Annotated in this window: 18 protein-coding genes; 10 read left to right on the top strand and 8 right to left on the bottom strand. The window is 61.7% G+C overall.

The features are described from left to right. Positions 1-2: 2 nt before the first annotated feature. Positions 3-1,067 (bottom strand): YedE family putative selenium transporter, encoded by a 1,065-nt coding sequence (gene yedE / locus D1159_RS00625; RefSeq protein ID WP_161843765.1) that lies wholly within the window; start codon positions 1,065-1,067, stop codon positions 3-5. A gap of 332 nt (positions 1,068-1,399) precedes the next feature. Beyond that, positions 1,400-2,458 carry a selenide, water dikinase SelD gene (selD, locus tag D1159_RS00620; protein ID WP_202620877.1) on the bottom strand — a complete coding sequence of 353 codons (1,059 nt, stop codon included), beginning with the start codon at positions 2,456-2,458 and terminating at the stop codon, positions 1,400-1,402. 106 nt (positions 2,459-2,564) lie between these two features. Between selD and D1159_RS00615 the strand changes: the two genes are divergently transcribed. Further along, positions 2,565-3,506 (top strand): selenium metabolism-associated LysR family transcriptional regulator, encoded by a 942-nt coding sequence (locus tag D1159_RS00615; RefSeq protein WP_161843764.1) that lies wholly within the window; start codon positions 2,565-2,567, stop codon positions 3,504-3,506. Between the two features lie 68 nt (positions 3,507-3,574). Here the strand turns inward: D1159_RS00615 and D1159_RS00610 are convergent, their stop codons facing one another. Beyond that, the gene (locus tag D1159_RS00610; RefSeq protein ID WP_161843763.1) at positions 3,575-4,651 is read right to left on the bottom strand and encodes a BMP family ABC transporter substrate-binding protein; all 1,077 of its coding nucleotides are present in this window, start codon (positions 4,649-4,651) and stop codon (positions 3,575-3,577) included. Between the two features lie 340 nt (positions 4,652-4,991). On the opposite strand from D1159_RS00610, the gene D1159_RS00605 reads away from it, so the two are divergent. The 3 genes from D1159_RS00605 (at position 4,992) to D1159_RS00595 (ending at position 6,484) form a co-directional block, all read left to right on the top strand. Next, a complete protein-coding gene (locus D1159_RS00605; RefSeq protein ID WP_161843762.1) occupies positions 4,992-5,537 on the top strand; it encodes a hypothetical protein in 546 nt (181 codons plus the stop codon). A gap of 83 nt (positions 5,538-5,620) precedes the next feature. Beyond that, a complete protein-coding gene (locus D1159_RS00600) occupies positions 5,621-6,037 on the top strand; it encodes a hypothetical protein (protein ID WP_161843761.1) in 417 nt (138 codons plus the stop codon). A 54-nt stretch (positions 6,038-6,091) separates the two neighbouring features. Next, on the top strand, positions 6,092-6,484 hold the full coding sequence (locus D1159_RS00595; RefSeq protein WP_161843760.1) for a hypothetical protein: 393 nt from the start codon (positions 6,092-6,094) through the stop codon (positions 6,482-6,484). A 78-nt stretch (positions 6,485-6,562) separates the two neighbouring features. Here D1159_RS00595 and D1159_RS00590 read toward each other — a convergent pair whose 3' ends face one another. Both D1159_RS00590 and xdh read right to left on the bottom strand, forming a co-directional pair. Beyond that, on the bottom strand, positions 6,563-7,687 hold the full coding sequence (locus D1159_RS00590) for a BMP family protein (protein ID WP_161843759.1): 1,125 nt from the start codon (positions 7,685-7,687) through the stop codon (positions 6,563-6,565). Between the two features lie 577 nt (positions 7,688-8,264). Further along, the gene (xdh, locus tag D1159_RS00585; protein ID WP_161843758.1) at positions 8,265-10,838 is read right to left on the bottom strand and encodes a selenium-dependent xanthine dehydrogenase; all 2,574 of its coding nucleotides are present in this window, start codon (positions 10,836-10,838) and stop codon (positions 8,265-8,267) included. A 298-nt stretch (positions 10,839-11,136) separates the two neighbouring features. Between xdh and dpaL the strand changes: the two genes are divergently transcribed. The 5 genes from dpaL to D1159_RS00560 all read left to right on the top strand — a co-directional run bounded on the left by dpaL (position 11,137) and on the right by D1159_RS00560 (position 17,002). Then, positions 11,137-12,384 carry a diaminopropionate ammonia-lyase gene (gene dpaL, locus D1159_RS00580; RefSeq protein ID WP_161843864.1) on the top strand — a complete coding sequence of 416 codons (1,248 nt, stop codon included), beginning with the start codon at positions 11,137-11,139 and terminating at the stop codon, positions 12,382-12,384. A gap of 133 nt (positions 12,385-12,517) precedes the next feature. Beyond that, positions 12,518-13,921, top strand: coding sequence for a YgeY family selenium metabolism-linked hydrolase (locus D1159_RS00575; RefSeq protein WP_161843757.1), 1,404 nt, complete (start codon positions 12,518-12,520; stop codon positions 13,919-13,921). Between the two features lie 134 nt (positions 13,922-14,055). Further along, entirely contained in the window at positions 14,056-15,255 is a 1,200-nt protein-coding gene (gene ygeW / locus D1159_RS00570) for a knotted carbamoyltransferase YgeW (RefSeq protein ID WP_161843756.1), read from the top strand. 285 nt (positions 15,256-15,540) lie between these two features. Continuing rightward, the gene (gene arcC, locus D1159_RS00565) at positions 15,541-16,482 is read left to right on the top strand and encodes a carbamate kinase (RefSeq protein WP_161843755.1); all 942 of its coding nucleotides are present in this window, start codon (positions 15,541-15,543) and stop codon (positions 16,480-16,482) included. A gap of 142 nt (positions 16,483-16,624) precedes the next feature. Then, on the top strand, positions 16,625-17,002 hold the full coding sequence (locus tag D1159_RS00560) for a Rid family detoxifying hydrolase (RefSeq protein ID WP_161843754.1): 378 nt from the start codon (positions 16,625-16,627) through the stop codon (positions 17,000-17,002). Positions 17,003-17,092: 90 nt separating this feature from the next. Here D1159_RS00560 and D1159_RS00555 read toward each other — a convergent pair whose 3' ends face one another. The 3 genes from D1159_RS00555 to D1159_RS00545 are packed head-to-tail and all read right to left on the bottom strand — an operon-like array spanning position 17,093 to position 23,215. After that, the gene (locus tag D1159_RS00555; RefSeq protein ID WP_161843753.1) at positions 17,093-20,467 is read right to left on the bottom strand and encodes a hypothetical protein; all 3,375 of its coding nucleotides are present in this window, start codon (positions 20,465-20,467) and stop codon (positions 17,093-17,095) included. After that, positions 20,464-22,914: an MMPL family transporter gene (locus D1159_RS00550; RefSeq protein WP_161843752.1), complete on the bottom strand. Its 2,451-nt coding sequence runs from the start codon at positions 22,912-22,914 to the stop codon at positions 20,464-20,466. The genes D1159_RS00555 and D1159_RS00550 overlap by 4 nt, the downstream gene beginning before the upstream one ends. 1 nt (position 22,915) lies before the next feature. Beyond that, a complete protein-coding gene (locus tag D1159_RS00545) occupies positions 22,916-23,215 on the bottom strand; it encodes a hypothetical protein (protein WP_161843751.1) in 300 nt (99 codons plus the stop codon). A gap of 206 nt (positions 23,216-23,421) precedes the next feature. On the opposite strand from D1159_RS00545, the gene D1159_RS00540 reads away from it, so the two are divergent. Continuing rightward, positions 23,422-24,003, top strand: a complete 582-nt coding sequence (locus D1159_RS00540; protein WP_161843750.1) for a TetR/AcrR family transcriptional regulator C-terminal domain-containing protein — start codon at positions 23,422-23,424, stop codon at positions 24,001-24,003. Positions 24,004-24,031: the final 28 nt, after the last annotated feature.

Genomic DNA, 24,031 nt, shown 5'->3' with positions numbered 1-24,031 from the left:
CCTTATTTCTTCTTGTTCAGGTTGGCGGCGCCGATGGCGGCAACCACCACCAGGCCGATGATCACAGCGATCTGGCCGTTGGCGGTGGGGCCCTTGCCGGAAGAGGCCAGGCCGAAGTTGTGGCAGAAAGCGGCGCCGGTGACCATGCCCAGCACGGCCACGGAGGAGTCGCTGTTGCCGCTGCCGGCCAGGATCAGCTGCCGCAGGGGGCAGCCGCCCAGCAGCACGGAGCCGAAGCCCACCAGAACCATGCCCAGCATGTTCCACAGTCCGTCGTTATACGCCACAGGCTGGCCGTCAAAGGAGAAGCTGACCGGGTTGCCCAGGACGAGGTTGCCCGCCAGGGCGGCCACGCCAATGGCCACAAAGCCCAGCAGCAGGTGGAAGTCCTGGAACATGATGGCGTCCCGGATGCCGCCCACCATGCACAGGCGGGTCTTCTGGGCCAGGGCGCCCACAATCAGGCCCGCCGCCAAAGCCAGGGCGATGGGGGCGCGGAGGGAGCCAGGGGCCTCCTCAGAGAAGAAGATAAACGCGGGAGCGGCCACCAGCAGAGCCAGCAGGCCCACGGTGATGGCGGGCATCAAAAAGCCCTCTACCATGGGCTGGGGGGTGGATTTTTTCAGGGAAAAGCCCATCTTCAGGAACAAAGTGCCCACAAAGATGCCGGCGGCAAAGCCGGCAAGGCCCAGCACGGCGTTGAGATCGCCGCCGCCGATGCGCAGCACCATGCGCAGGGGACAGCCCAGGAACATGAGGGCGCCCACCATCACGCAGAAGCCCAGCACAAACCGGGACACCGGGGACGAGCCGCCCCGGACCTGGAACTCCTTTCCAAAAAAGGCCATACCCATGGCGCCCAGCACCAGGCCGATGATCTCAGGCCGGATGTACTGTACCACCGCCGCCCGGTGGAGCCCCACCGCGCCGGCGATGTCCCGCAAAAAGCAGGCGATGCAGAAGCCCATGTTGGCCGGGTTGCCCTGCCAGGACAGAATGGCGGCAATCAGGCCCACAATCAGACCGGCCCCAATAATGAGGCCGTGCTGCTTCAGTTTTGAAGCCATTTAAAATTCCTCCTCTTTTCTCTCCCTTTGGATGATTTCCCATTAACACACATGGGGGTATATGTCCTATTATATCTTATTATGTTGAAGATTGGAAATTGATTCTTGCCGCCCAAACCGGCATGAAATATAAATAAACTCGATTTAGCCGCAGGGAATAGAATAGGGAAAATAAATAAACTTTATTTTATTTACGATTACACTCTTTCCTTTTTCCAGAAAGGTGTGTATACTGGAGACAGACAGAAAAGGGCGAAAAAACGGGACCCCGGCAAGCGTCTGCCAGAAAGCAGACGCCAGGGCCGGAGCCCCGTCTTTCGGCGGATATCGGGTTACATCGTGCCGGGCTTGACCCGGACCATGTAGCTGTCCCGGGGGAGGACGCGGCCGATGGCCGCGCCGGGAACGCCCAGGTCGCGCAGCCGCTGAAGCAGTGTCTGCGCCCGCGCTTCGGGGACGGCGATGAGCAGGCCGCCGGCGGTCTGGGGGTCGTAGAGCACGTCGGACCGCTCCAGAGGGACGCCGCTGTCAATGGCCACGTCGTCCCCCAGATAACTCATGTTGTTGTAGGCGCCGCCGGGGATAATGCCGTCCCTGGCCAGTTCCAGGGCCTTGGGGACGATGGGAACGGCGCCGGCCCACAGCTCGACAGTGTGGCCGCAGCCCTTGGCCATCTCCTGCACATGGCCCAGCAGGCCGAAGCCGGTGATATCGGTGCAGGCGGTGGGCCGGACGGGGAGCATGGCCTCCTGTGCTTTCTTGTTCAGGGTGGTCATAATGGCCAGCATCTCGTCAAATTCTCCCTGAGAGAGCAGCCCCGCCTTGGCGGCGGTGGAGAGGATACCGGTGCCCAGGGGCTTGGTAGTGACCAGAATATCCCCTACCTGGGCGCCGTCGTTGGTGAGGATCTCCTGCGGCCGGGCGAAGCCCATGACGCACAGGCCGTATTTCGGCTCTTTGTCCTCAATACTGTGGCCGCCTACAATGACGGCTCCCGCCTCCATGACCTTGTCGTATCCCCCGGCCAGAATGCCCTGGACCGCGTCCAGGGGCAGGCAGCTGGGGAAGGTGAGCAGGTTCATGGCGATGCGGGGGGCGCCGCCCATGGCCCACACGTCGGACAGGGCGTTGGCAGCGGCCACCTGGCCGAATTGGAAGGGGTCGTCCACAATGGGGGGGAAGAAGTCCACTGTGGCAATCATGGCGGTGCTGTCGTTGACGCGATAGACTGCCGCGTCGTCGCTGGAATCAAATCCTACCATGAGATTGGGATCGCAGATGCGGGGCAGGTCTGCCAGCAGTTTTCCAAGGACACCCGGTCCTATTTTGGCGCCTCACCCCCCGGCGGAGGTCATCTCGGTCAGCTTGATGTTCTGCTGAGCAGAGGACATGGTGCCACCTTCTTTCTAAACATTCTAAAAAACGTCAGATTCTGTCTGACGGCCCTATTTTAACCCAGGTTCTGAGAAATAGCAATAGAAACGGGAGAGGATTTATATGCAGCTGAAACAACTGGAAGTCTTTGTGCAGGTGGCGCGGCTGAAGAGTTTTTCCAAGGCTGCCGACGCGCTGTATCTCACTCAGCCCACCATCAGCGCCCACATCAGCGCCCTGGAGAGCGAGCTGGGCACCAAGCTGGTGATCCGATCCACCAAGGAGATCCAGCTCACCGGTACGGGCAACATCCTGTTCGGCTACGCGGCCCAGATCCTGGGCTTATGCGAGCGGGCGGAGCAGGAGGTAAAGACCGCCTCCTCGGATATTCAGGGGGCGCTGTCCATCGCGGCGTCCACGGTGCCCTCCCAGTACCTGCTGCCCCGGATCCTCCCCCACCTGCGCCGGCGGTATCCCAAGGTGTTTTTCCAGGTCTTTCAGGGGGACAGCAGCCAGGTGGCCCAGCGGATTTTTGAAAACGGGGCGGAGCTGGGCATTGTGGGCTCGCCGGTGCAGAAGGCGGGGTGTGTGTGTACCCCCTTTTTCTCTGAGCGGATGGTGATTGTCACCCCCAACACCCAGGAGTACCGGGAGATGAACGACACCATCACAGAGCAGGTGCTGCGCTCCAGCCCCTTTCTGGTGCGGGAGCCCGGCTCCGGTACCCGCAAGCACAGCGAGGAGTTTTTGCGGGGCATCGGCGTGGACCCTCGGGAGCTGTGCCTGGCCGCCCAGCTCCAGAGCACGGAGAGCATTTTGCAGGGGGTGAAAAACGGTCTGGGCATCTCCATCGTCTCCGGCCTGGCCGCGGCGGACTATGTGCGTATGGGGGGCGTACTGGCTTTCGACTTCGACAGCCCCCTGCTCACCCGGCAGTTCTACCTGATCCACCACCGCAGCCGCCCCCACTCCCCCGCGGCGGCCATGCTGCTCAAAGAGCTGCCCCGGTTCTTCCAGGAGGAGATACAGCCCAAAATAGACCCTCCCGCCGAGGTATCACCATAAAAAGGTCCGGAGAGCCGCAAAACGCGGTCCTCCGGACCCTTTTTGTGCTGCTGACAGGGGGCGAGCAGTTAGTTAAAGTACTGGTCGATGCCAGTCTCGCCGATGTCGTACTCGTTGGGGATGTCGATCTTGCCGGCCTTGATGTCCTCCACAGCCTGGTCCACCTGGGAGACCACATCTTCCGGCAGGGTGGCCTTCAGTTCCTCGTTCCACTGGAAGGAGATAACGCCCTCGGCCATGCCCAGGAACATGATCTCGCCCTTGGCCTCGCCGTTGACAATGGCGTCGAAGACGGCCACATAGGCGCCGGGAGCGTCCACCACCATGTTGCCGGCCACCCGCTCCGGGGCGCCGGAGATGTAGTCGCCGAAGACGCCCACGCCGTAGGCGGCATCGCTCTCGGCGATGGCCTTGATGGCGCCGGAGTTGCCCTCGTCCGCGTTGGGGAAGAAGAAGTCCGCGCCAGACTGGATCTGGTTTTTGAGGGTCTCATAGGCCTCGTTGGAGTTGGAGGCGCTGAGCACCGCGAACTTGACCACCGCGTTGGGGTTGACGCTCTTGGCGCCCACGGAGTAGCCCACGCTGGGCTTGGTGAAGGAGGGATAGTCGCCGCTGACCACGGTGCCCAGAGTGCCGGTCTGGCTCATAAGGGCCCCCAGGACGCCGCAGACATAGCCGCCCTGCTCGGTGCTCATGCACATGGGGAACTGGTTGTCGCCGGTGATGGCGCCGCCGTTGGTGACGAACCAGGTGTCAGGATAGTCCTGGGCCACCTCTTTGAAGTACTCGGCGAACTGGCCGCCCTGGCCAAAGATGACGGTGTAGCCCTCGGCGGCCATTTCCTCTGCCTCTGCCTTGGCGGCGTCGGCGGTGGTGACGGAGTCGATAATGGCCACCTGGCTGTCATCCAGGCCGTATTTGGCCTGAATGGCCCGCACGCCGTCAGCGCCCTGCTGGCAGTAGCCGCCGTCGGTGGGGGAGCCGGGGAGCAGCACCGCGATCTTGTAGTCAGAGCCGCCGCCGGAGCCGCCGCCCTGGGGATCGCCGGACTGCTGAGGGTCGCCGCCGTCGCCGGAGCCGCTGCCGCAGGCGGCAAGGCTGAGCAGCATGGCGCCGGAGAGGAGCAGAGGGATCAGTTTCTTCATAGGTCAGAGTCCTCCTAAAATCATTTTTACAGGTACCGGCGCAGCGGACAATACGCTAAACTGCGCAGTATACCTAACTTTGAGAACTATTGTACACGATCTGCGGACGTATTGCAAGAAGCCAAATTCAGATTTCAAGTATCTCATGGTTTTTCAGGGAAAACCACCGCCGGGTTTAGCGGTTTTGACTACGCGCATTTCTGAATAAATCATCGGTATATTCAAAATAAATTGAATTAAAATACAAGAAAATTGTTATTGACAAAACAATGAGACCATGATATTATATAGGTGGGTTAACCCGAAGGAAGTGTATATCCAACATGAAAGGAGCAAGGATATGATGAAACGACTGGTTTCTCTTGCCATAGGCATAGCAACGTGCCTTACCCTGGCAATTCCCGCTTCTGCCGCTACGAGCGATGCCGGTCAGTCTGATCCGCCCGTAGACTTTGGAACTCCTATCACAGAAAGTACATATTATGATGAGGAACTCGAAGCAACCGTTACCGAGAGGTTCTACTTTGTTCCAGATACCCAGGATGGCATCATGCCGCTTAACAGCAATGAGGGTACCGGCTGGTTCAAAAATGAGAAACGTTTTGACTGGACGAACCCTGACGAGGTTACAACCACGTATGCCATGGGTTTTTTTGCGTGGGCCAATGGTAATGTGAATGTAACACGGGAAAGCGGTGGATACGACTATTTCCCCAGTGATAGAAACATTACAGAGAATAAGGTAACGAAAGGGACCGGAAAATACGCTGGGATTTTTAACAACTACGCATATGTTACCTACACATTCAAGTTTATCAATTTCATGAACCGTGAACAAGATCTTAGCGTAACGGTCCGTGTAAGCGAGAGCGGCAACAAGATCTAATCTCTTAGACGCGGCGGTGTCAGGGGTCTACTGGCTTCTGGTGCCGTTGCGCCTTAAATTTACGTTCGGAAAGGAGATTGCGCATGAAAAAGTTAAATCAGGCAGTGTGGATCATCAGCGGCGCGGCCCTTGGGGCGGCGGTTCTGATTCAAGTGCTCATCTTTTGGCCGCACTCCTCCCTTGAGTGGTACCGGGGGTTCTACTATTTCCTGGGCGCGCTGGGGCTGGCCGCGCTGGCCGGCATTGCTGTCTGTGCAGGTTTCACCATAAAAAACCGGAGAATCCTTGCCGCCTCTGCGGCCCTTCCCTGTGTCGGGCTGCTAATGTCTATCGCCAAGTTCAGGAGGCTTATTGAGGGTATCACGACCGATGGAGTGGGAGAAGCGGGCCTGCTGCGCGGGCCCTGGTTAAAAGTCTTCGTACTGACGCCTTATCTGATCTGTGCCCTGCTGGGCGCGGTCGTGTATCTGTTTTTGAAAAACAAGGCCAGCGAGGCATAGTTGGCTTCTGGCGCCGTTGCGCCTTAAATTTTACGTTCGGAAAGGAGATTGCGCATGAAAAAGTTAAATCAGGCAGTGTGGATCATCAGCGGCGCAGCCCTTGGGGCGGCGGTTTTGGTTCAGGTTCTTATCTTCTGGCCGCATTCCCTTGAGTGGTACCGGGGTTTCTATTATTTCCTGGGCGCGCTGGGGCTTGGCGCGCTGGCCGGCATGGTTGTCTGCCTAGCGTTCCTCATAAAAGACCGGCGAATCCTTGCCGTCTCTGCGGCCCTTCCCTGTGTTGGGCTGCTGATGCCCATTGTCAAGTACAGGCGGATGATCACGCATCTCAGCTTCGAAGGAGGAACCAGCGGGCTGAGGATTTTCGTACTGACGCCCTATCTGATCTGTGCCCTGCTGGGCGCGGCCGTGTATCTGTTTTTGAAAAACAAGGCCAGCGAGGCATAGCTGGCAGCAAAAAAGGCCGGCACAGGAAAATCCTGTACCGGCTTTGCTTGATTTGTCAGAAGACAGGTTTTGCGGGGCTTAGAAGAAGCTGTCCGCGCCCTTCTCACCGATCTCATACTCGTTGGGGATGTCGATCTTGCCGGCCTTGATGTCCTCAATGGCCTGCTCGGCGGCGGCGACCACGTCCTCCGGCAGGGTGGCCTTCAGCTCCTCGTTCCACTCGAAGGAGATGATGCCCTCGGCCATGCCCAGGAACATGATCTCACCGGTGGCGCGGCCTTCCATAATGGCGTCAAAGACGGCCACGTAGGCGCCGGGGGCGTCAGGCATGGTGTTGCCGAAGACCTGGTTGGGGGCGCCGGAGATATAGTCGCCAAACACGCCGAAGGCGTAGACGCCCTCGCTCTCAGACACGGCCTTGATGGCGCCGGCAGTGCCCTCGTTGGCGTTGGGGAAGATGATGTCCGCGCCGCTCTGAATCTGGTTCAGGGCAGTCTCATAGGCCTCGTTGGCGTTGGTGGCGCTGAGAACGGTGTTTTTCACGGTGATGTTCTCGTTGACGCTCTTGGCGCCCAGGGCGAAGCCCACGCCGGGCTTGGTGAAGGAGGGCCAGTCACCGCCGGGGATAATGCCGATGGTGTTGGACTTGGTCATCATGCCGGCAATGACGCCGCAGACGTAGCCGCCCTCCTCGGTGCTCATGCACATGGGGAACTGGTTGGGCGCGGTGACGGAACCGCCGTTGGTGACGAACCAGGTGTCAGGATAGTCCTGGGCCACCTCTTTGAAGTACTCGGCAAACTCGCCGCCCTGGCCGAAGACGACCTTGTAGCCGTCGGCGGCCATTTCCTCCGCCTCGGCCTTGGCGGCGTCGGCAGTGGTGATGGAGTCAATGATGGAGACCTGGCTGTCGTCCAGGCCGTACTTGGCCTGAATGGCCCGGACGCCGTCGGCGCCCTGCTGGCAGTAGCCGCCGTCCGTCGGGGGGCCGGAGAGCATGACGGCAATCTTGATATCGGAGTAGTCGGCGGAACCGCCGCCGGTGCCCTCAGGGGCCTGGGAGGCCTGGGCAGAAGAGGGGGCGGGATCGGCCTCTCCGCCGGCAGAAGAGGGCGTGGGAGAGGCGGCGCCGCCGCCACCGCCGCAGGCGGACATACCCAGCACCATAGCGCCGGACAGGAGCAAGGGAAGCAGCTTTTTCATTTGGTAATCCTCCTTTATTGTCACCGGCACGGCGCCGGTGGGGATACGGTATACCGGGACGGTTTTTAAAAAGACGCCGCCGGATCAAAACCTATGCCTCCTGTCTTATGCGGCCTGTGAAAACCGCCGGTGCAGGCTTGGGGCAGCCTTACTCGTCCTTCGGCATAGATGGACGTAAGGTGAAACACATCCCAAGGTCATACCGTCTGAAACGCCGGCCCCCGAAAAGGATGGAGAAAGGCAGGGCCGGAATTTGGCTATAATCCCAAAACACATTAGATGATTATAATACTTTGGGGTTATTTTGACATTATCTTAAAGGATACCGGGAGAAAAGTCAAGCGGATTTTGTGATTAAACCCAAAAAAATATTGGACAGCGGGCCGGTTCCTATCAAATATGCCTAGGGGGTAAACTGACTGGTTTGTACAAAAAAGTGCGGAAAAGATCTTGAATAAAGTGAAAAATTAGCTGGTCAAACGGGGAAAAGTAATCGGAAAAATAGCGAAAATCACGAAGGAGAGATACAGAAAATAACCGTTCCCCGAGGCTCTTTTGGCCTCGGGGAACGAAAGGGTCAGGCTTTTTTCCGGCTGTAGGGGGTGTTCTCCAGGGGGAGGGTGGTGCGGAACTGGCCGTCATATTTATAGTAGGCGCCCTGGACCGCCGGGGGCGTGGGGATGGAGGTGATCTCGCCAATGCCCACCGCGCCGAAGCCCAGAGGGTCCGGATTGGCCTCTACAATGATGGACTGGACATCGGGAGTTTTGTTGGCGCGGAAGAGGCCCAGGGTACCGAATTTGGCGGTGGGACGGCCGTCCTTCAGGGGGAAGTCCTCGGTGAGGGCAAAGCCCAGGCTCATCACCACGCCGCCCTCAATCTGCCCCTCTACGCTCAGGGGGTTGATGGCCCGGCCTACGTCGTGGGCGGCCACAACCTTCTCGATGGTGCCGTCCTCGTTGAGGCAGACTACCTGGGTGGCGTAGCCATAGGCCACGTGGGAGACGGGGTTGGGCTTGCCGGACCCCATCTGGTCGGTGGCGGCCAGGTACTCACCATAGAATTCCCGGCCCTCCAGCTCCGCCAGGGATGTTCCGCCGTCCAGCTCTTTTTTTACCTCCAGACAGGCCTGGCGGCAGGCCTCGCCGGTGATCAAAGTCTGGCGGGAGCCGGAGGTGGTGCCTGCGTCGGGGGCCAGATTGGTTTCCGCCTGGGGATAGCGGACCTGGTCCTGGTGAATTCCCAAGGTCTCGCAGGCGATCTGGGTGAGCACGGTGCCCAGGCCCTGTCCGATACAGGAGGCCCCGGCCCGCAGCCAGAGCTTCCCCTCCTGCACCGTAATGCGGCAGCGGCCCCAGTCGGGGATGCCCACCCCCACGCCGGCGTTTTTCATGGCGCAGGCGATGCCCGCCCGGGGGTGGTTTTCATAAATCTCCTTCACCGCCTCCAGAGTCTGGACCAGGGCGGTGCCCTCAAAGGCGAGCTGGCCGTTGGGCAGCACCTGGCCGGGGCGGATGGCGTTGCGGTAGCGGATCTCCCAGGGGGAGATCCCAACCATCTCCGCCAGCAGGTTCAGATTGCACTCGGTGGCGAAGCAGCTCTGGGTGACGCCGAAGCCCCGGAAGGCCCCGGCGGGGGGATTGTTGGTATAGACGGCGGTGCCGTCAATGTCGATGACCTGATAGTTGTAGGGTCCGGCGGCGTGGGTACACAGGCGCTGGAGCACCGGCCCCCCCAGGCTGGCGTAGGCCCCGGTGTCGGTGACGACCACGGCCTTCATGGCGGTGAGATACCCCTTTTCATCGCAGCCAGTGGTGAACTCCATCCAGGCGGCGTGGCGCTTGGGGTGGATGAGAATGCTCTCGTCCCGGGTGAGCTTTACCTTTACCGGGCGACGGGTGTGGTAGGCCAGCAGCAGGGCGTGGTGCTGGACGCTCACGTCCTCCTTGCCGCCGAAGCCGCCGCCTACCAGGGCGTTGACCACGTGGATGCGCTCCGCCGGCCAGCCCATCATCAGGGCGCACTCATGCTGGGTGTCGTAGGTACCCTGGTCGCTGGTGTAGAGCAAAGCGTCCTGGGCGTCCCGGTCCACCATGGCCACAGCGCACTCCGGTTCCAAAAAGGCGTGCTCCGTGGGAGGCGTGTAGTAGGTGCGTTTGACCACGTGGGCGGACTTGGCCAGCACCTCGTCCGCGTTGCCCCGCACCAAATGCTCGTGGGCCAGGATGTTGCTCCGGCCGCTCTCGTGAACCAGGGGGGCGTCCTCCTTCAGGGCCTCGTGGACGTCAAAGACAGGGGGGAGCACCTCATACTCCACACGGATGAGGCCCTTGGCCTGCTGGACCTGCGCCCAGGTCTCCGCGGCTACCAGCGCCACGGCGTCCCCCAGATAGTGGGTGAGATGGCCCACTGGGACCAGGGCGTCCCAGTCCTGCTTCAGATGTCCCACCTTGAAAGAACCGGGGATATCGTCGGCGGTGAGCACCGCGTGAACGCCGGGGACCTGCTTGGCGGCGCTGGTGTCAATGGATAGCACCCGGGCCCGGGGATATTCGGCCCGCAGGGCGGAACCCACCAGCATCCCCTCGATCTGGATGTCGTCGGCGTATTTGCCATAGCCCAGCACCTTTTCCGGCACGTCCACCCGATGGGCCCGCTGGCCCACGCCGGTGATGGCCGGGGGGACCAGATTCTGCCGGTCCTCCCGGAGAAGCCGGGCCGCCAGGGAGATGGCGTCGATGATCTTCTTGTAGCCGGTGCAGCGGCAGATGTTGTTGCGGATGGCAAAGGCGATCTCCTCCCGGGTGGGGTCCGGGTTCTTGTCGATGAGGGCCTTGCCGCACAGGACCATGCCGGGGATGCAGAAGCCGCACTGGACGGCCCCCGCCTCTCCAAAGGCGAAGGTGAACACCTCCCGCTCCCGGGGGGACAGGCCCTCCACCGTGAGGATGCGGGCGCCGTCGAACTTGGACACCTTCTGGACGCAGGCCTTGACGGGCGCGCCGTCTATCAGGACGGTGCAGGCGCCGCAGGCGCCCTGGTCGCAGCCGTCCTTCACGGAGGTGAGCTTCAGGTCCTCCCGCAGAAGGCTGAGGAGCTTTTTGTCCTGGGGAACCGATATGGGGGTGTTGTTCACAGTGAGGGTGAACATAGCGGAAACCTCCTTGAATGAGACACAGGGTATCATAAATATTGGACTTTTGAATAAATGAGGGCCATAAAAAAGGGGTTTTTGCTTTGTTTATAGCTTAACACTAATTTTTTAGAATGGCAATAGGAGAAGGGTGGGCGAAATAGACAAAAATCAAAATTACTTTTAGTGAAAATAAAAAATTTTTAGCTTTCCTATTGACTTATCAGTATAATATGATATGATGGTTGCAGAAAGCGGAGAGAGCTCCGCAGGAAATCTCTCAAATTTTTACGGAGGCGAATGAAGTAAAATGGAGATGGAACAGATCAAGTGGGTGCCCAACCGGATGCCGAAAAGCGACGACAAATGGTTGGAGATTATGTCTTTGGAAAACGTGGCCAAGGCCCGGGCGTTTCACCAGAGCTTTCCCCAGTACCAGTGGACGCCCCTGGCCAACCTGAGCCGTATGGCCAAGTACATGGGCCTGAGCGGCATCTATGTGAAGGACGAGTCCCGCCGGTTTGGGCTGAACGCGTTTAAAGTGCTGGGCGGCTCCTTTGCCATGGCCCGGTACATCGCCAAGCAGATGGGCAAGGATGTCAGCGAGATGACCTACGACTACCTGACCAGCGAGAAGCTGCGCCGGGAGTTCGGCCAGGCCACCTTCTTCACCGCCACCGACGGCAACCACGGCCGGGGCGTGGCCTGGGCGGCCAACCGGCTGGGCCAGAAGGCGGTGGTACATATGCCCAAGGGCAGCTCTCAGGCCCGGTTCAACAACATCGCCAAAGAGGGCGCCAAGGTGACCATTGAGGAGGTCAACTACGACGACTGCGTCCGCATGGCCGCCGCCGAGGCCGCCGAGTGCGAAAACGGCGTGGTGGTCCAGGATACCGCCTGGGAGGGCTATGAGGAGATCCCCGCCTGGATTATGCAGGGCTACGGCACGCTGGCCAGCGAAACCGCCGACCAGCTGCGGGAGATCGGCGCCAACCGGCCCACCCACATCTTTGTGCAGGCGGGCGTGGGCTCTCTGGCGGGGGCCATTCAGGGCTTCTTCCAGAACCTGTTCCCCAGCGACCCGCCCAAGGTTGTGGTCATGGAGACCGCCGCGGCGGACTGCCTGTTCCGGGGCGCCCTGGTGGGGGACGGCAAGCCACGCACCGTCACCGGCGACCTGAAGACTATTATGGCCGGCCTGGCCTGCGGCGAGCCCAACATCATCGGCTGGGACATCCTGCGCAACCACACCAGCGTCTTTACCTCCTGCCCCGACTGGGTGTCCGCCAAGGGAATGCGGATGCTGGGCGTCCCCTGTGACGGCGACCCGGTGGTCATCTCCGGCGAGTCCGGCGCGGTGGGCATGGGCTGTCTGGACGCCATTATGCACAATGAGGAGTACCGGGACCTGAAGGAATACCTGGGGCTGAACCGCTTCAGCCATGTCCTGCTCATCTCCACCGAGGGCAACACCGATCCCCAGAAATTCCGCCGCATCATCTGGGACGGCGAGTATCCCACCACCAGCACGCCGATGGCTGAGTACGAAGGCTACCGGGGATAATATCCGGTCAGAACAAACCTGTACGTTTCATTGACAGTGTTCTCAGTTGCGGCGGCCCCGGGCCGCGGGGCCGCCGTAAGCTATAACCTTATTTGTAATAAAAAGTCATATATGTAATTTGGAGGATAGCGTCATGGAATTCGAGAAAATCAAAGCTGCCGCCGAGGGCTACCGGGCTGAAATGAGCCGTTTCCTGCGGGACATGATCTCCCACCCCAGCGAGAGCTGCGAGGAGAAGGACGTGGTGGCCTGCATCAAGGCCGAGATGGAGAAGCTGGGCTACGACAAGGTAGAGGTGGACGGCCTGGGCAACATCATCGGCTGGATGGGCGGCGGAGAGAAGATCATCGCCTTCGACTCCCACATCGACACCGTGGGCATCGGCAACATCAGCAACTGGGAGCAGGATCCCTACCAGGGCTATGAGGACGACGCGGTCATCTACGGCCGGGGCGGCTCTGACCAGGAGGGCGGCATGGCCTCCGCCGTGTACGGCGCCAAGATCATGAAGGATCTGGGCCTTATCCCCGCCGGCTACAAGATCATGGTGGTGGGCTCTGTGCAGGAAGAGGACTGCGACGGTATGTGCTGGCAGTACATCGTAAACAAGGGCTTCCCCCAGGCCAGGGAGAAGGTGGAATTTGTGGTGTCCACCGAGCCTACCGACGGCGGCATCTACCGGGGCCACCGGGGCCGCATGGAGATCCGGGTGGATGTGAAGGGCGTGTCCTGCCACGGCTCCGCCCCCGAGCGGGGGGACAACGCCATCTATAAGATGGCCGACATCCTCCAGGAGGTCCGCGCCCTCAACGAAAACCCCGCCGACGACACGGTGGCCGTCAAGGGCCTGGTGAAGATGCTGGATCCGGCCTACAACCCCGAACACTGGGAGGACGCCCGTTTCCTGGGCCGGGGCACCTGCACCACCTCTCAGATCTTCTACACCTCCCCCAGCCGCTGCGCCGTGGCCGACTCCTGCGCCATTTCCATCGACCGCCGCATGACCGCCGGCGAGACCTGGGACTCCTGCCTGGAGGAGATCCGCCAGCTGCCCAGCGTGAAGAAGTACGGCGACGACGTAAAGGTGTCCATGTATATGTACGGCCGCCCCTCTTGGACCGGGGAGGTCTATGAGACCGAGTGCTACTTCCCCACCTGGATCAACAAGGAGTCCGCCGCCCACGTCCAGGCCCTGGTGGACGCCCACCACGGCCTCTTCGGCGGCAAACGCATGGGCCACGCCGACGCCGACCCCAAGCGGGACGCCATGCACCTGAGAGAGGGCCGCCCCCTCACCGACAAGTGGACCTTCTCCACCAACGGCGTGTCCATCCAGGGCCGGTACGGCATCCCCTGCGTGGGCTTCGGCCCCGGCGCCGAGTCCCAGGCCCACGCCCCCAACGAGATCACCTGGAAGGACGACCTGGTCCGCTGCGCCGCCCTATACGCCTGTGTGCCCGGCCTGTACAAGGAAGAGAACAAGACCGCCGACGTCACCCAGTTCCGGGCCGGCAAGACCAACAACGATATCAAATAAGCGCACAGCGCCCGAGCTGTTCCATCTGAACCGGCCCGATTCGCCTCCGGCCGCTGAGAGAGAATAAGAATGGCTCCGGCAGAGTCCAAAAGGTTATTTTTAAGAGAAACACATAACAGTGAGGAGATATGATTATGGACGCCAAATTGCAGGCCTATATTGACAAGCTGAACAAGCTCAACTTCAAGGAGATGTACGAGGGGGATTTCTTCCTGACCTGGGACAAGACCGACGACGAGATCGAGGCGGTCTTCACCGTGGCCGACGCCCTGCGCTATATGCGTGAGAACAACATCTCCACCAAGATCTTTGAAAGCGGACTGGGCATCTCCCTGTTCCGGGACAACTCCACCCGCACCCGCTTCTCCTTCGCCTCCGCCTGCAACCTGCTGGGCCTGGAGGTCCAGGATCTGGATGAGGGCAAGAGCCAGATCGCCCACGGCGAGACCGTGCGGGAGACCGCCAACATGATCTCCTTCATGGCCGACGTCATCGGCATCCGGGACGATATGTACATCGGCAAGGGACACACCTACCAGAAAGAAGTGGTGGAGGCGGTGACTCAGGGCAACAAAGACGGCGTTCTGGAGCAGAAGCCCACCCTGGTCAACCTCCAGTGCGACATTGACCACCCCACCCAGGCCATGGCGGATATGCTGCACATCATCCATGAATTCGGCGGCGTGGAGAACCTGAAGGGCAAGAAGATCGCCATGACCTGGGCCTACTCCCCCAGCTACGGCAAGCCCCTGTCCGTGCCCCAGGGCATCATCGGCCTGATGAGCCGCTTCGGCATGGACGTGGTGCTGGCCCACCCAGAGGGGTACGAGGTCATGCCCGAGGTGGAGCGGATCGCCGCCGAGAACGCCCAAAAGAGCGGCGGCAGCTTCAAGCGGGTGAACTCCATGGCCGAGGCCTTCCAGGATGCGGACATCGTCTACCCCAAGAGCTGGGCGCCCTTCGCCGCCATGGAGAAGCGCACCAACCTCTACGGCGAAGGCGACAGCGAGGGCATCAAGGCCCTGGAGAAGGAGCTGCTGGCCCAGAACGCCCAGCACAAGGACTGGTGCTGCACCGAAGCGCTGATGAAGACCACCAAGGACGGCAAGGCCCTGTATATGCACTGTCTGCCTGCGGACATCAACGACGTGTCCTGTAAGGACGGCGAGGTGGAGGCCAGCGTCTTTGACCGCTACCGCGACCCCCTGTATAAAGAGGCCAGCTTCAAGCCCTATATCATCGCCGCCATGATCTTCCTGGCCAAGGTGAAGGATCCCCAGGCCACCCTGAAGGCCCTGGAGGAGCGGGGTATGGCCCGCTGGTTCCAGAAGTAAGAGCGCTTTCCTACCCTTGTTAGTACGGCGCGATCCGGTTTCGCCTCCGGCCGCGCGCCTGCTATAAAGCCCCTTGATCTGTAGGCTTGGCCCGCCCGGTCTCTACTGCTGAGACCGGGCGGGCCGGGCCGCTTTCCGGGTTATTGTAGGGTTAAGGGAGAAGGGAAAAACACCGGGGAAAAAATTTGGTTGAAATACCATTTGACAACCGGTGCGTTTGGCTATATCATAGCTATAGAAAATTTATACTGCGTATTTTAATAATACGAAAACGAGGTGCGAAGAATGGGTAAGAAAATCGTGATCGCGCTGGGCGGAAACGCCCTGGGCAATAATCTCCCCGAGCAGATGGTGGCTGTGCAGCAGACTTCCAAGGCCATTGCCGACCTGATTGAGGAGGGGCATGAGGTCATCATCGCCCACGGCAACGGCCCCCAGGTGGGCATGATCCAGAACGCCATGACCGAGCTGACCCGCTCCAATCCAGAGAAATATGTCCCCTGCCCCCTGTCCGTGTGTGTGGCCATGAGCCAGGGCTACATCGGATACGATCTGCAGAACGCCCTGCGGGAGGAGCTGCTCAACCGGGGCATCAACAAGCCCTGCGCCACGGTTCTCACCCAGGTGGTTGTGGACAAGAACGACCCCGCCTTCCAGAACCCCACCAAGCCCATCGGCGCCTTCATGAGCAAGGAAGAGGGGGAGAAGATGGCCACTGAGCACGGCTACACCGTGGTGGAGGACGCCGGCCGGGGCTACCGCCGGGTGGTCGCCTCCCCCAAGCCCCAGGCCATTGCCGAGATTGACACGGTCAAGGCCCTGGTGAACGCCGGTCACGTGGTCATCGCCTGCGGCGGCGGCGGCATCCCCGTGTTTGAGGGGGAGGGCAACCGTCTGGACGGCGCCGCCGCCGTGGTGGACAAGGACTTCGCCTCCTGCGTGCTGGCCCAGCAGCTGGACGCCGACTGCCTGATCATCCTCACCGCCGTGGAAAAGGTGGCTATCCACTTCGGCAAGCCCGACGTGAAGTGGCTGGACGAGCTCACCCCCGCCGAGGCTCAGAAGTATATCGCCGATGGGGAGTTCGCCCCCGGCTCCATGCTGCCCAAGGTGCAGGCCGCCCTTCAGTTCGCCGAGTCCAAGCCCGGCCGCACCGCCCTCATTACCCTGCTGGAGAAGGCCAAGGACGGCGTCGCCGGCAAGACGGGCACCAGCATCCACGCCTGATCGGAGCGCCCTTTTTTCGTATCTGATCCGGGCGCGCTGGACGCAACGGCGCCCCCGGGGGAGATAAATGCAAAAGTCGCGAATGTCAAACCAAAGTCTCTGTGTCCCCAGAATACTGTTTTACGAAAAGGAGGTAATTCCGATGAACAAGACCATTACCGCCGCGGGCGCTCCCGCCGCCTCCGGTCCCTACTGCCACGCCAAGCTGGCCGGCAACATGCTGTTCGTCTCCGGACAGCTGGGTGTTGACGCCGCCACCGGCGCGCTGGCCGCGACTGTGGAGGAGCAGGCCAAGCTGGCCCTGGCCAGCCTGGGCACCATCCTCAAGGCGGCCGGGATGGACTACACCGACGTGGTGAAGACCACCGTGTTCCTGGCCGATATCAACGATTTCGCCGCCATCAACGCGATTTACGCCGATGTGTTCCACACCGAGCCCCCCGCCCGTTCCTGCTTCCAGGTTGCCAACCTGCCCAAGAACGCGCTGTTTGAGATCGAGGCCATTGCGGTCAAGGGTTAACCCCGCCGGTCAAAAGACAAATTCCCCCGGTCCTGACGGATCGGGGGAATTTTTGTGTGACGGGAGGAACGGGCGGGTTTGACGCCGTCCCTACGCCTTGACAGGCGGTTTGAGGGTCTTTTTCTTTTTCCGGCGGCGCAGGCCAGAGCGGAGTATCAGCAGGACGGCGGCGCCCCCTGCGGCCAGGGCGATCCAAGGCGTGGGATCCGGGGGCAGCTGGGTCAGGCAGAGCTCCGCCTCCCGCCCGGAGAGAGAAACTCTGAGATAGGAGCCGTCCACCGTGTGGGGAAGCGCCTCCCACTCCCCCTGGGTGGTGCGGACCCAGACCGCCGGGCGGGTGGCCTCCTCCGGCCGGGCCAGCCGCAGGGCGGTGAATTCACCCTCGGACAAGGTGATGCGCCAGTGCCCCACTGCCGCCTCCATGGGCTGGGAGAGGGGCTGGACGGTGGAGAGGGCGGCGTCGGGGCCGAAGCAGCCCTCGGCAAGGACCGCGCCGCTGCCGTCGGAGAGAGCGGTGCGCCAGGGAGTGTAGCGGGCCTGGATCACGGTGTCAAAGAAGAGCTGGGGCTGGGCGGGGAGCGTCCACTGGCCGTAAAAGCCCTCCTTCTCCGGCACCTCCGGCAGCCAGCTTTCCTCCAGCGCCGCGCCGTAGTCAAACTCCCGCTGGGATATGATCTTGTCCTCCGCCTGGAAGGTGAGGGTAAAGGTGCGGAAGGGATCCGGCAGGCCGTCCAGCTGGATGAATGCCTCATAGTCCAGATTCTGGGCCTTTCCGGCGTAGCTGATGCCGTCCACGCCGCCCAGGGTGTCGCTGACGAACCAGTTGTCCCACAGCTCACCCTCCTCCTGAACCTCGCCGGCGATGGCGCCCAGGTTGGAAAGCCCACCCTCCAGCGCCACCAGGGCGCGGCATTGGCTAATGTCGGCGCCCAGACCGGCGATGCCCCCCACATGGCGCTCTCCGGTGAGGGTACACTTGGCCCAGCTGGCCTGGATGGCGGCGTAAGAGGCCCCCGCCACGCCGCCGGCGTACTGTCCGGCGGTGGTCTCCACCGGCCCGGCATTGCCGCAGCGCTGAATGAGCCCCAGGTCCATCCGGCCCGCCGCGCCGCCCACGCAGTCCTTCCGGGCGGTGACCGGGCCGTAGTTGACACAGTCCCGCAGCACCGCCCGGGTGCGGTACTGGAAACGGGCGGAGGTGCGGCCCTGGCTGGTCACGTCGTCCTCAGGATCAAAGTCGTACTCCACCGCCATGGCGCCGGTGATGCCGCCCACGTTCACATCGCCGGCCACGCTGCCCCGGTTGGAGCAGGCCGCCACCCAGCCCCAGCCGGCCTCGCTGCCGGCCTCCTCCTGCGAGGTGTCCACGACGTAGTCCTCCTCCGGATCCGCCCGGGCGTCCTGAAGGAGGTTGGAGATGACGGTAAGCTGATCGTTGACCGCCCGAAGATTGGCGTTGAGGTTGTCCCCGGTCTGCCGGGCGGTGCGGTTAATGCCGCCCGCTGCACCGGTCAAATCGCTGAGGGTGCGGTTTAAATGGTCCTCTTGCTCATAAAACCCGCTGTCCAGGCCGGGGAAGGAGAGAGCGGGATCCTGGGCCAGCTGGGAGAGGATGGAGCGCATCTGTCCAAAGGCCAAATCCATGGAGTCCGCGCCCCCGGCCAGGATGTGGAAGGCGGCCTGCAGCTCCTTCCTGCTGTCCAGGGCGATGTCCCGCACCTCATCCAGGGAGAGCATGGCGTCCTGAATCCGTGTGATGGACTGTTTCAGACTGTCGCCGCTGCCGGAGAGGTCGTCCAGGGCGTCCAGCAGAAGGTCCAGGGCCTGCCGGGGCTCTCCCCTGTGGGCGCGCAGGGCGTCACAGACCGCTGGAATGGCGTCCAGCGCCCGCTGGATGGCCAGACCGACTGCGTCAAACCGGTCCAGAACGGTGGACAGGGCCTGGCGCAGCTCCCCGTCGGGGAGGGCGGCGATGAGATCCGCCACCGCCTGCCGGGCCTGGGCCACCGCGGTCTTCAGATTGGTGAGGGAGCGGGGGAGCTCTTCCAGGGCGTCCGCCAGCTCCATGTCGTTGTCAAAGGAGTCTGGGATCAGGCGCAGGGCCTGGGAGAGGCCCTTCTGAGCCTCGTCCATGGCGTCAATGGCCTGGGACAGGTTGGTCAGGGCCCGCCGCACCTGGGCGGAGGCCAGCGCGCCGCTGTCCCCCGCCCCCTCCAGGGTGTCCAGGGCCCCCTCCAGGGCACGGATGCCCTGGGCGATCTGCTCCACGGAGAACTCCAGCTCCTCCGCTGCGGGGACGGCCTGGTCCAGGGTGCGCCCCAGCCGGGCGCTGAACTCGTTGGCGGTGTCCACCGTGCCGGAGCCCCACTGCTCCAGATAGTCCGCCAGACCGGACACGTCCATCCGGGCGGTGTCCGCCAGCCTGGTGACGGCGTCAATCTGATCCGTCAGGCTGTGGCTGGAGCGCTGGGCGCTGTCCAGAGTGCGGTTGAGCAGGGTGTCCAAAGTGTCCAGCTCCCGCTCCAGCTTTTGCAGGGTGTCCTCCTGATATTGCAGCTGGATATAGGGTTCCATCTGGCCCACGACGCCCCCCACGTCCTTCCGGCCCTGAACGGCGCCGTAGTTGACGCAGCCGTCCACGCAGCCGCTCTGCCGGCCCACGATGCCGCCGATGTTGTAGCCGGTGTGGGAGTAGCCGACGGCGCCCCGGTTGGTGCAGTCCCGGAGGGTGCCCTTGGAGTAGCCGGCGATGCCGCCGGTGTCGGTGCAGGCGGGGACGTTCTCCGGCGTGTTGAGCTGCGCAAGGTCCAGGCTGGAGAGATCGGGGGAGACCTCCGCCTCCTGGGTGTTGACCCGGGCGTCGTTGGCGCAGGCGTCGATAACGCCGTAGTTTTCCCCGGCGATGCCGCCGGTATAGTGCTCCCCGGTGACGGCGCCGGCGGCGGAGCAGTTGGCAATCTCGCCGCCGGCCTCGTTGACCCCGGCAATGCCCCCTACCCCGCCGGTCCCACAGACGGCGCCTTGGAAGCGGCAGCGGATGATGGCGCCGGCGTTGACCCCGGCGATGCCCCCCACCCGCTGGCAGTCCCCGTCAGGGGACACCCGGCCGGCCACGGTGAGATCGGAGATCCGGGCCCCGGGCTGGACGTAGCGGAACAGGCCCTGGCAGGAGCCCTCCCCGGTAAGGGCCAGGTTGGAGATGGTGTGTCCGTCCCCCTCAAAGACGCCGCCGAAGGTGGGGACAATCTCGTCCCCGGTGAGGGTGAGATCCCGCTGCAAAACCACGGTCTTCCCCTGGGACCAGGTGTCCAGCCGGCACTGCCGGGCGAACTGGGTCCAGTCGGCCAGAGAGCGGATGTATATGGTGTCTTCCGCTTCCGCCGCCCGGGCGGCCGGGATCAGGGGGTTCGCCGCCGCAAGCAGGCACAGGACCCCGGCAAAAATCTGTCTCATCCGGTGTTTCACAGAGATTCCTCCTCGCTTTGCTCCAGGGCCTGGAGTGTGCTGTCGTCCATCCGTCCCAGCAGAGTACCCCGGACGGTACCGCAGATGTCCGCGTCTACCACGCCGTTGATATAGCCCCGCACGTGGCCGCTGACCTGGAGATTGCCGCTGACCTGCCGGGCGGACACCGGGCGCTTGAGCTGGAAGGAGGTCTTTTCAATGATGGTATCCCCCAGCACCAGAATCTGGGGCAGGACGCCCAGCACCAGCAGCATGGAGATCAGCGTGCCCCGGCCCAGGCACTCCCCGATGGCGGCGATGGCGGGCTCGGAGGTGAGAAAGCTGATCAAGGTGCCTGCCGCGGCCAGGATGCTGCCGGAGGTGACCACGGTGGGGAAGGCCAGGTTGAGGGCCTCAATAATGGCGTCCTTGCAGCTCATCCGCTCTTTAAGCTCCACATAGCGGCTGGAAATGACAATGGCGTAGTCCACGTTGGCGCCCATCTGAATGGAGCTGACAATGAGGTAGCTGAGGAAAAACAGGTTGCTGTCCATGAGATAGGGGAAGGAGAAGTTGATCCAGATGCTGCCCTGGATGATGAGGATGAGCAGTACCGGCAGGCCCGCGGAGCGGAACGTAAAGATGAGCACCGCGATAACAAACAGGGCGGAGAGAATGCTGATGAGGATGTTGTCCCCCTCGAAGGAGGCGGACAGGTCGTAATCGTTGGTGGACTCCCCCACCAGAATGGCCCCGTCATAGTAACGCGCCGCAGTGTCGTGGATGACGTCCAGGTAGTCAAAGGTCTCCCGGCTCTCCTCCGGCAGGTCCAGGGTGATGAGCAGGCGGCTGTACTGCGTGCCGGCCAGCTGGGCCTTGGCGTCCTCCAGCTGGGCGTGCATGTCGTCCAGATCCTCCGCCAGCTCCCCGTCGATGGGGAGATAGCCCTCCTCCTTCTGGTCGTAGAGGAAGCAGACCAGATCGATGAGAGGGAGGGAGAAGGAATCCAGATTGCCCGCCAGCTGTCCGTAATTCTCCTCCTTGGCGGCGTAGGCCCCGTAGACCAGTTTCACCAGCTCGTAGTCGATGTCCAGCAGCTCGGAAAGCTGCCGGGGGGTGAGGGCGTCGGTGAGCATATAGCCGTCCACCGCCTCGATGTTGGCCAGGCCCATGGCGGTGTCCACATGGTCCAGCTGCTCCAGATCCCGCAGCAGGGCCTGCTCCCTGTCGTAGTCCCCGGCGGGGACCAGCAGGGCCATGAGGTTGGTGCTGCCGAAGGTGGTGTCAATCTTCTGCTGGGCGATCTGGGTGTCGTTCTGTTTGAAGGTGCGCAGGGTGGAGTACCCGTAGACGTAGGGGCAGCGGTTGGCGCACAGGAAGGCGCCCGTCAGCACCAGGGCGAAGATGGGGGGAATGACGTACCGGGTCTTTACCGCCACCCGGCCCCAGGCGGTAATCTTGGGCACGAAGCTGCGGTGGTGGGTTCTGTCAATGCCCCGGGAGAAGAGCATCAGCAGGCCAGGCATCAGGGTAAAGACCGTGAGCAGGCTGAGGAGAATGGCCTTGATAAGCACCACGCCCATGTCATAGCCGATGCGAAACTGCATAAAGGTCATGGCGATGAGGCCGGAGATGGTGGTCAGGCTGGAGGAGGAGATCTCCGGGATGGACTTGCTCAGGGCGGCGATGCAGGCCTCCCGGGCCTCGTGGATCTCCCGCTCCTCGGTAAAGCGGTGGCATAGGATGATGGCGTAATCAATGGCCAGGGCCAGCTGCAAAATCACCGCGATGGAGTTGGTGACAAAGGAGATCTCCCCCATGAGGAAGTTGGTGCCCATGTTCAGCAGGGCGGCCATGGCGAAGGTGATAAGGAGCACCGGCACCTCCAGGTAGGTCTTGGAGGTGAAGAGGAGCACGCACACGATGATAATCACCGCCACCAGCATGACAATGCGGATTTCCCCGTCCAGGGTGTCCTGGGTGCCGGTGCCTACCTCGGTATTGAGGTAAAAGTCGCAGCCGGCCAGGGCGGCTTTGACACCCTCTACCGCTTCATAGCTGATGGGATCGTCGGCCTCCCCGTCAAAGGTGAGAGAGAAGAGGGCGGATACGTCCTTATAGTAGTCCTCCAGAACCTGGCCCTCCCCCTCGGGGTCGTAAAATTCCACGGCGGACACGCCGGGGACCTGTTCCAGCTGGTCCTGAAGATCCAGGGCCCTCTCTAAAGAGAGGTTGGACACCATCACGTCGGCGGTGGCGTAGGTGGTGAACTGCTCCTCCATAATGGAAAGGCCCCGGCGGGTCTCGGTGTCCGGCGGCAGGTAGGAGGTAAGATCGTCGTTGGTCTGCACCCAGGTTCTGGACACGGCGCACACCAGACCCGCCACAATGAAAAAGAGAAAGAAGATGTTGCGCTTATCCACAATCAGCGTGGAGATTTTTACCCAAAAGGACTGCTTTGTTTCCATGTTACCCTCCGCTGCGTTCCCCGGTCATGGGGATGGTTCCCTTGCTGGTGTGGACGGTACAGGCGAAGCGGTCGTTTTCCGGGGAAAACTGGGCTTCAAAGGAAATATCGCCCACAACAGAGGCCAGCCGGCCCCGCAAAGACCACTGGCCCGGCGCGCTCTGCCAGGCGTCCAGCTGGTTTTCAAAGCCCAGAACGGAAAAATAGGCTGGCCCATCCGCCCCGCCGGAGGGGAGGACCAGCACACCGGGCCGGGATCCCAGCTGGCTGTGGAGAATGATCTGATAGGTCTCCTGATTCATGCAGACACCTCCCGTTTTTGCCAGTATAAGCGGAACAGAAGGGGTCTGCTATAGACAATGTGAGGCAATGTGTAAAAATACCAGACAAAAGGGGGGGAATTGTATCGCTGTTTTCGAGTATAAAATGTGTTATAATGGAAGAAAAGAAAACAAGCTGTTGTTTTCGGATCCTTGATCTCTTATTTATGACGTGAGGTGACGTGACGATGGAATCAACCGGCGGGGAGGCCACAAAGCGGATGCTGGCAGGTTCTCTGAAAGGGCTCATGGCCCAGAAGCCCCTGAATAAAATCTCCATCCGGGAGATTGCCGAGGGCTGCGGGGTGAACCGGCAGACCTTTTACTACCATTTTGAGGATATCTATGATCTGCTGCAGTGGATGTACCGGCAGGAGGCCATCTCCCTGCTGGCCAAGCGGGAGGGGATGCTGGTGTGGCAGGACGGACTGCTGCAGCTGTTCCGCTACCTGGAGGAAAACCGGGAGGTGTGCCTGTGTACCCTGGACTCTCTGGGGCACAACTACCTGCGCCGGTTCTTCTATGGGGACATCCACGACATCCTCTACCGGACCATAGAGGACCTTGCCCAGGATCTGGACGACAAAGATCGGAAGAATTTTGCCACTGATTTCTATGTGGCGGCCCTGGCGGGGCTGGTGGAGAACTGGCTGCGGGGATATTTGGCCCAGACGCCGGAGGAGCTGGTCAAAATGGTGGACGCTGTCCTCCAGGATCACTACGCCGGCGCCCGGCTGCGGCAGAAGGGCGCGGTGGACAGTATAAATTGAATATGGAGAGAACAGCCCCGCGGCGTTC

Origin of the sequence: Pseudoflavonifractor sp. 524-17, assembly GCF_009935845.1 — a bacterium.
GTDB lineage: Bacteria > Bacillota > Clostridia > Oscillospirales > Oscillospiraceae > Pseudoflavonifractor_A.
Note: the sequence above shows the minus strand (reverse complement) of the source record. Positions and strands in the feature narration are given on the sequence as shown.

Bases quoted from the DNA above. Each gene is read 5' to 3' on its own strand.
- yedE (WP_161843765.1), bottom strand. From the start codon at position 1,067: ATGGCTTCAAAACTGAAGCAGCACGGCCTCATTATTGGGGCCGGTCTG.
- D1159_RS00615 (WP_161843764.1), top strand. From the start codon at position 2,565: ATGCAGCTGAAACAACTGGAAGTCTTTGTGCAGGTGGCGCGGCTGAAG.
- D1159_RS00610 (WP_161843763.1), bottom strand. From the start codon at position 4,651: ATGAAGAAACTGATCCCTCTGCTCCTCTCCGGCGCCATGCTGCTCAGC.
- D1159_RS00605 (WP_161843762.1), top strand. From the start codon at position 4,992: ATGATGAAACGACTGGTTTCTCTTGCCATAGGCATAGCAACGTGCCTT.
- D1159_RS00600 (WP_161843761.1), top strand. From the start codon at position 5,621: ATGAAAAAGTTAAATCAGGCAGTGTGGATCATCAGCGGCGCGGCCCTT.
- D1159_RS00595 (WP_161843760.1), top strand. From the start codon at position 6,092: ATGAAAAAGTTAAATCAGGCAGTGTGGATCATCAGCGGCGCAGCCCTT.
- D1159_RS00590 (WP_161843759.1), bottom strand. From the start codon at position 7,687: ATGAAAAAGCTGCTTCCCTTGCTCCTGTCCGGCGCTATGGTGCTGGGT.
- xdh (WP_161843758.1), bottom strand. From the start codon at position 10,838: ATGTTCACCCTCACTGTGAACAACACCCCCATATCGGTTCCCCAGGAC.
- dpaL (WP_161843864.1), top strand. From the start codon at position 11,137: ATGGAACAGATCAAGTGGGTGCCCAACCGGATGCCGAAAAGCGACGAC.
- D1159_RS00575 (WP_161843757.1), top strand. From the start codon at position 12,518: ATGGAATTCGAGAAAATCAAAGCTGCCGCCGAGGGCTACCGGGCTGAA.
- ygeW (WP_161843756.1), top strand. From the start codon at position 14,056: ATGGACGCCAAATTGCAGGCCTATATTGACAAGCTGAACAAGCTCAAC.
- arcC (WP_161843755.1), top strand. From the start codon at position 15,541: ATGGGTAAGAAAATCGTGATCGCGCTGGGCGGAAACGCCCTGGGCAAT.
- D1159_RS00560 (WP_161843754.1), top strand. From the start codon at position 16,625: ATGAACAAGACCATTACCGCCGCGGGCGCTCCCGCCGCCTCCGGTCCC.
- D1159_RS00550 (WP_161843752.1), bottom strand. From the start codon at position 22,914: ATGGAAACAAAGCAGTCCTTTTGGGTAAAAATCTCCACGCTGATTGTG.
- D1159_RS00545 (WP_161843751.1), bottom strand. From the start codon at position 23,215: ATGAATCAGGAGACCTATCAGATCATTCTCCACAGCCAGCTGGGATCC.
- D1159_RS00540 (WP_161843750.1), top strand. From the start codon at position 23,422: ATGGAATCAACCGGCGGGGAGGCCACAAAGCGGATGCTGGCAGGTTCT.